Source organism: Kitasatospora sp. NPDC057512, from assembly GCF_042802135.1.
Taxonomy (GTDB): Bacteria; Actinomycetota; Actinomycetes; order Streptomycetales; family Streptomycetaceae; genus Kitasatospora.
Genome location: NZ_JBHVET010000707.1, coordinates 1 through 4,484 on the forward strand (window position 1 = coordinate 1; position 4,484 = coordinate 4,484).

4 protein-coding genes are annotated in these 4,484 nt (G+C 73.1%); all 4 read right to left on the reverse strand.

All coding sequences use genetic code 11. From position 1 onward, the window contains the following. The coding region (gene ahcY / locus ACFU6K_RS32290) for an adenosylhomocysteinase (RefSeq protein WP_380669085.1) at window positions 1–1,446 on the reverse strand (1,446 nt) is incomplete at its 3' end. A gap of 387 nt (window positions 1,447–1,833) precedes the next feature. Further along, window positions 1,834–2,811 carry a cation diffusion facilitator family transporter gene (locus ACFU6K_RS32295; RefSeq protein ID WP_380669087.1) on the reverse strand — a complete coding sequence of 326 codons (978 nt, stop codon included), beginning with the start codon at window positions 2,809–2,811 and terminating at the stop codon, window positions 1,834–1,836. A gap of 79 nt (window positions 2,812–2,890) precedes the next feature. Continuing rightward, window positions 2,891–4,141, reverse strand: a complete 1,251-nt coding sequence (locus ACFU6K_RS32300) for an SIS domain-containing protein (protein ID WP_380669089.1) — start codon at window positions 4,139–4,141, stop codon at window positions 2,891–2,893. A gap of 97 nt (window positions 4,142–4,238) precedes the next feature. Then, the gene (locus ACFU6K_RS32305; protein ID WP_049659271.1) at window positions 4,239–4,421 is read right to left on the reverse strand and encodes a Trm112 family protein; all 183 of its coding nucleotides are present in this window, start codon (window positions 4,419–4,421) and stop codon (window positions 4,239–4,241) included. Window positions 4,422–4,484 lie beyond the last annotated feature (63 nt).

Genomic DNA, 4,484 nt, shown 5'->3' on the forward strand with positions numbered 1-4,484 from the left:
GTAGCGGTACTGCTCCGACTTGAACGGGCCCTCGACCGGGACGCCGATGTAGTCGGCCTGCTCCTGGCTCAGGGTGGTCAGCTTCACGCCCAGCGCGTCGAGGTGCAGGCGGGCGACCTTCTCGTCCAGGTGCTTCGGCAGCACGTAGACGCCGATCGGGTACTGCTCGGTCTTCGTGAACAGCTCGATCTGGGCGATCGTCTGGTTGGCGAAGGAGTTGGACATCACGAAGGACGGGTGGCCGGTCGCGTTGCCCAGGTTCAGCAGGCGGCCCTCGGAGAGGACGATGATGGTGCGGCCGTCGGCCTTGCGCCACTCGTGGACCTGCGGCTTGATCTCGGTCTTCACGACGCCGTCGAGCTTGGCCAGGCCGGCCATGTCGATCTCGTTGTCGAAGTGGCCGATGTTGCCGACGATGGCCTGGTGCTTCATCCGGGCCATGTGCGAGGCCATGATGATGTCCTTGTTGCCGGTCGTGGTGATGAAGATGTCGGCGATCTCCACGACCTCCTCCAGGGTGGTGACCTGGTAGCCGTCCATCGCCGCCTGCAGCGCGCAGATCGGGTCGATCTCGGTGACGATCACGCGGGCGCCCTGGCCGCGCAGCGACTCGGCGCAGCCCTTGCCGACGTCGCCGTAGCCGCAGACGACGGCGACCTTACCGCCGATCAGGACGTCGGTGGCGCGGTTGATGCCGTCGATCAGCGAGTGGCGGCAGCCGTACTTGTTGTCGAACTTCGACTTGGTGACCGAGTCGTTGACGTTGATGGCCGGGAACAGCAGCTGGCCGTCACGGTGCATCTCGTACAGGCGGTGGACACCGGTGGTGGTCTCCTCGGTCACGCCCTTGATCGTGGAGGCGACCTCGGTCCACTTGTTCGGGGTGTCCTTGAGGGTGCGGTTGAGCAGCTCCAGGATGATCCGGAACTCGTCGTTGTCCGCGGTGGACGGGTCCGGCGCGACGCCGGCCTTCTCGAACTCGACGCCCTTGTGGATCAGCAGGGTGGCGTCGCCGCCGTCGTCCAGGATCATGTTCGGGGTCTTGCCGTCAGGCCAGGTCAGGGCCTGCTCGGTGCACCACCAGTACTCCTCCAGGGTCTCGCCCTTCCAGGCGAAGACCGGCACGCCCTGCGGGTTCTCCGGGGTGCCCTCCGGGCCGACGGCGATGGCGGCGGCCGCGTGGTCCTGGGTGGAGAAGATGTTGCAGGAGCACCAGCGGACCTCGGCACCGAGCGCCGTCAGGGTCTCGATCAGCACGGCGGTCTGGATGGTCATGTGCAGCGAGCCGGTGATGCGGGCGCCGGCCAGCGGCTGCGCCTCGGCGTACTCGGCGCGGATCGCCATCAGACCGGGCATCTCGTGCTCGGCCAGCTGGATCTCCTTGCGGCCGAACGGCGCCAGGGAAAGGTCGGCGACCTTGAAGTCACCGGTGATGTCGGTCGACATGCGTCTGCTCCTCGCTGATGGGGGGTGGGGCCATAGGTCCGGGCGTGCGTCGCGTGCGTCGGGCCGTACGGGTGCACGGCCACGCCGGGACCGCCGGGTCCGTGGTGGTGGACCGGCTTCCCGTTGCGCGGCACAAACCGTCGGAGGACCTCTCTCCCTCGACCGGCGCGCACCCCGCGGGGTGCGGACCGCCGATCGACCGCCATCAGCAGCGACGTTCTGGCTCTGGTGACGAATCTACACCGATGGCCCCGCCGGCCGTCCGCCGATGACCGATTTCGGCCCCCGGTCCGACCCGCTCTCAAGCCGGGCCCCAGGACGGGCCGGCGCGCGGAACGGGTCGGTGCACGGAACGGGTCGGTCAGCGGGACGGGGGCGCGGGAGGGGTCAGTGCGCGCCGCCCGGGCCGGGACCGCCGGGGGTGGCGGCCGGGTCGTCGCCCGCCGCCGCCTTCTCGGCGCTGTACACGTCGGGCTCCAGGTAGATCGCCCGGGCGATCGGGACGACCGCGCGGACCCGCTCCTCGGCGGCGTCGATCGCCTCCGCGACCCGGGCGGCGCTGTCCTCCGCGTTGACGGCGATCTTGGCCGCGACCAGCAGCTCCTCCGGGCCGAGGTGCAGGGTGCGCATGTGGATCACCCGGGTGACCGCCTCGCCGTCCACCAGCGCCTCCCGGATCCGGCGCACCGATTCCTTGTCGGCCGACTCGCCGAGCAGCAGCGACTTGGTCTCCAGGGCGAGCACCACGGCGATCACCACCAGCAGGAGGCCGATGCACAGGGTGCCGATGCCGTCCCAGACGCCGTCGCCGGTGATCACGGTGAGCCCGACGCCGAACAGCGCGAGCACCAGGCCGATCAGCGCGCCGGTGTCCTCCAGCAGCACCACCGGCAGCTCCGGCGCCTTGGCGGTGCGGATGAACTGGGTCCAGCTCTGCTTGCCCTTGGCCTTCTCCGACTCCCGCATCGCGGTCAGGAAGGACCAGCCCTCCATGCCGATGGCGAAGACCAGCACGCCGACCGCCCAGCCCCAGGAGTCCAGCGCCTCCGGATGGCTGATCTTGTGCCAGCCCTCGTAGACCGCGAACAGGCCGCCGACGCTGAACAGCACGATGGCCACCAGGAAGCCGTACACGTAGCGCTCGCGGCCGTACCCGAAGGGGTGCTCCTCGTCGGCCGCCCGGCGCGCCCGCTTGCCGCCGACCAGCAGCAGCACCTGGTTGCCGGAGTCGGCCACCGAGTGCACGCCCTCGGCCAGCATCGAGGAGGAGCCGGTGAAGCCGAAGGCGGTGAACTTGGCCACGGCGATCGCGAGGTTCGCGGACAGGGCCGCGATCAGTGCCTTGGTACCGCCTTCGGTGCTCATGCTTCCAGGTCCTCACGGGTCGGTCGGCGTCGTCGAGCGCTTACCGTACCGGCACCGAGGGCCCGACCGGCCGAACGTCTCAGGACTGCGCGGCGGCGAGCCCCAGGTAGACGGCGGCGAAGTCGGTCAGCGCGACCAGGTCGGCCAGCGCGTGCAGCGCGTCCGGCCGGGTGCTCGCGTACTCGGTCAGCCGCACGTCGTGCGCGGCGGCCAGCCGGTGCGCCCGGGAGACGCCGAAGCTGCGCGGCCCGGCGTCCTCCTCCGGCACCTCGGCCGGGCCGTCCTGCTCGTCCGGCGCCGCCGGGCCGGCCGCGCCGGGCGCGTGCCGCAGCAGCAGGACCTGGAGGTGCAGCGGGTCCGGCTCCTCGACCCGGTCGCGGAAGAAGTCGTCCGGATCGGCGCCCGCGCCCAACTGCCCGGTGAACATGCCGCGGTGGGCGGTGAGCACCTGCGGCAGCGGCCCGGCCAGCGCCGGGCGCCCGGCCCGGTCGGCCAACTGGGCGGCGAACCGGGTGGCGGCCGCCCCGGCGATCGGGCCCTCGGCCCACAGCAGCGGGACCGTCCCGGCCAGCCGGGCGGCCAGGCCCTTCGCCGGGTTGGTGTACGCGGCGGCGTCCGGGCGGCAGCGCACCGCGGCGGCGTCCAGCAGGTCGGCGAGGGCCGGCAGCGCGTCGTACGGGAGCTGGGTGAGGCCGATCTTCTGGGCGAGCGCCAGCAGCGGGGCGAGGTGGGACCAGAGCGCCGCCGGGTCCTCGGCCGGCAGGTCCGGCTCGACGGCCGTCACGGGCGCGAGGTCCTCGGGCAGCACCGAGGCCACGAAGGGCAGCGGCAGCGCGCGCACCTGCAGCGCGGCCTCGGCCAGCGCGCTGCCGGCCGGGGCGGTCACCACGATCGCGCAGCCGCGCGCGTACGCCTGCTCGGCGAGGGCGACCAGGCCCTGTTCGCCGCCGTCGGCGGAGCTGATCACCAGCAGGTCCAGCGGGCCGGCCCAGCCGGGCAGCTGCCAGCCGAGCCCGGCGGTGAAGGCGGGCGGGGCGCCGGCCCGGTCGGCGCGCGGGGCGGCCGCCTCGGTCGGCGGCAGCGGGGTGACCAGGGAACCCGTGCCGGCCAGCGCCGAGAGCATCTCGGCGGCGGTCAGCGCGCTGCCGTGCCCGGCGACCAGGACGGCCCGCGGGCGGCCGTCCGGACGCAGCCGGTCGAGGCCGGCCGCCTCGGCCTGCCGCAGCGCGGTGCGGACCCGCGCACCGGCGCCGGCCAGGGCCAGCAGGGCGCGGTCGTGGTCGGCGCGCTGGAGGGCGGCCGGGTCGTCGAGCAGGGTGTCGTCGAGCATGCGGCGAACCTCCGGCTGCGGTCCTGGACGGGCGGTCGGGGCGGGCGGTCGGGGCGGGCTGCGTCCCGGGGCTTCCTCCCGGGCATCGCCCCCAGGATCAGGCCGGGCGGCGGGCCTCGTCCACCAGGAGGACCGGAATGCCCTCGCGGACCGGGTACGCGAGGCCGCAGTCGGCACCGGTGCAGACCAGCTCGGGCTGCTCCTCGGTGCCGCCCTCGACGAGCGCGGCCCGGCACTGCGGGCAGACCAGGATCTCCAGCAGGAAGGATTCGAGCTTCATGGGGCTCTCCAAGGTTCGGGGGTGGCACGGAGGTGCCCCGGCCGATAGGAAACCCTACCGGCC

What these genes read in the sequence shown, in the direction of transcription:
- ACFU6K_RS32305 (WP_049659271.1), bottom strand. Translation starts at nt 4,421, where the DNA reads ATGAAGCTCGAATCCTTCCTGCTGGAGATCCTGGTCTGCCCGCAGTGC.
- ACFU6K_RS32295 (WP_380669087.1), bottom strand. Translation starts at nt 2,811, where the DNA reads ATGAGCACCGAAGGCGGTACCAAGGCACTGATCGCGGCCCTGTCCGCG.
- ACFU6K_RS32300 (WP_380669089.1), bottom strand. Translation starts at nt 4,141, where the DNA reads ATGCTCGACGACACCCTGCTCGACGACCCGGCCGCCCTCCAGCGCGCC.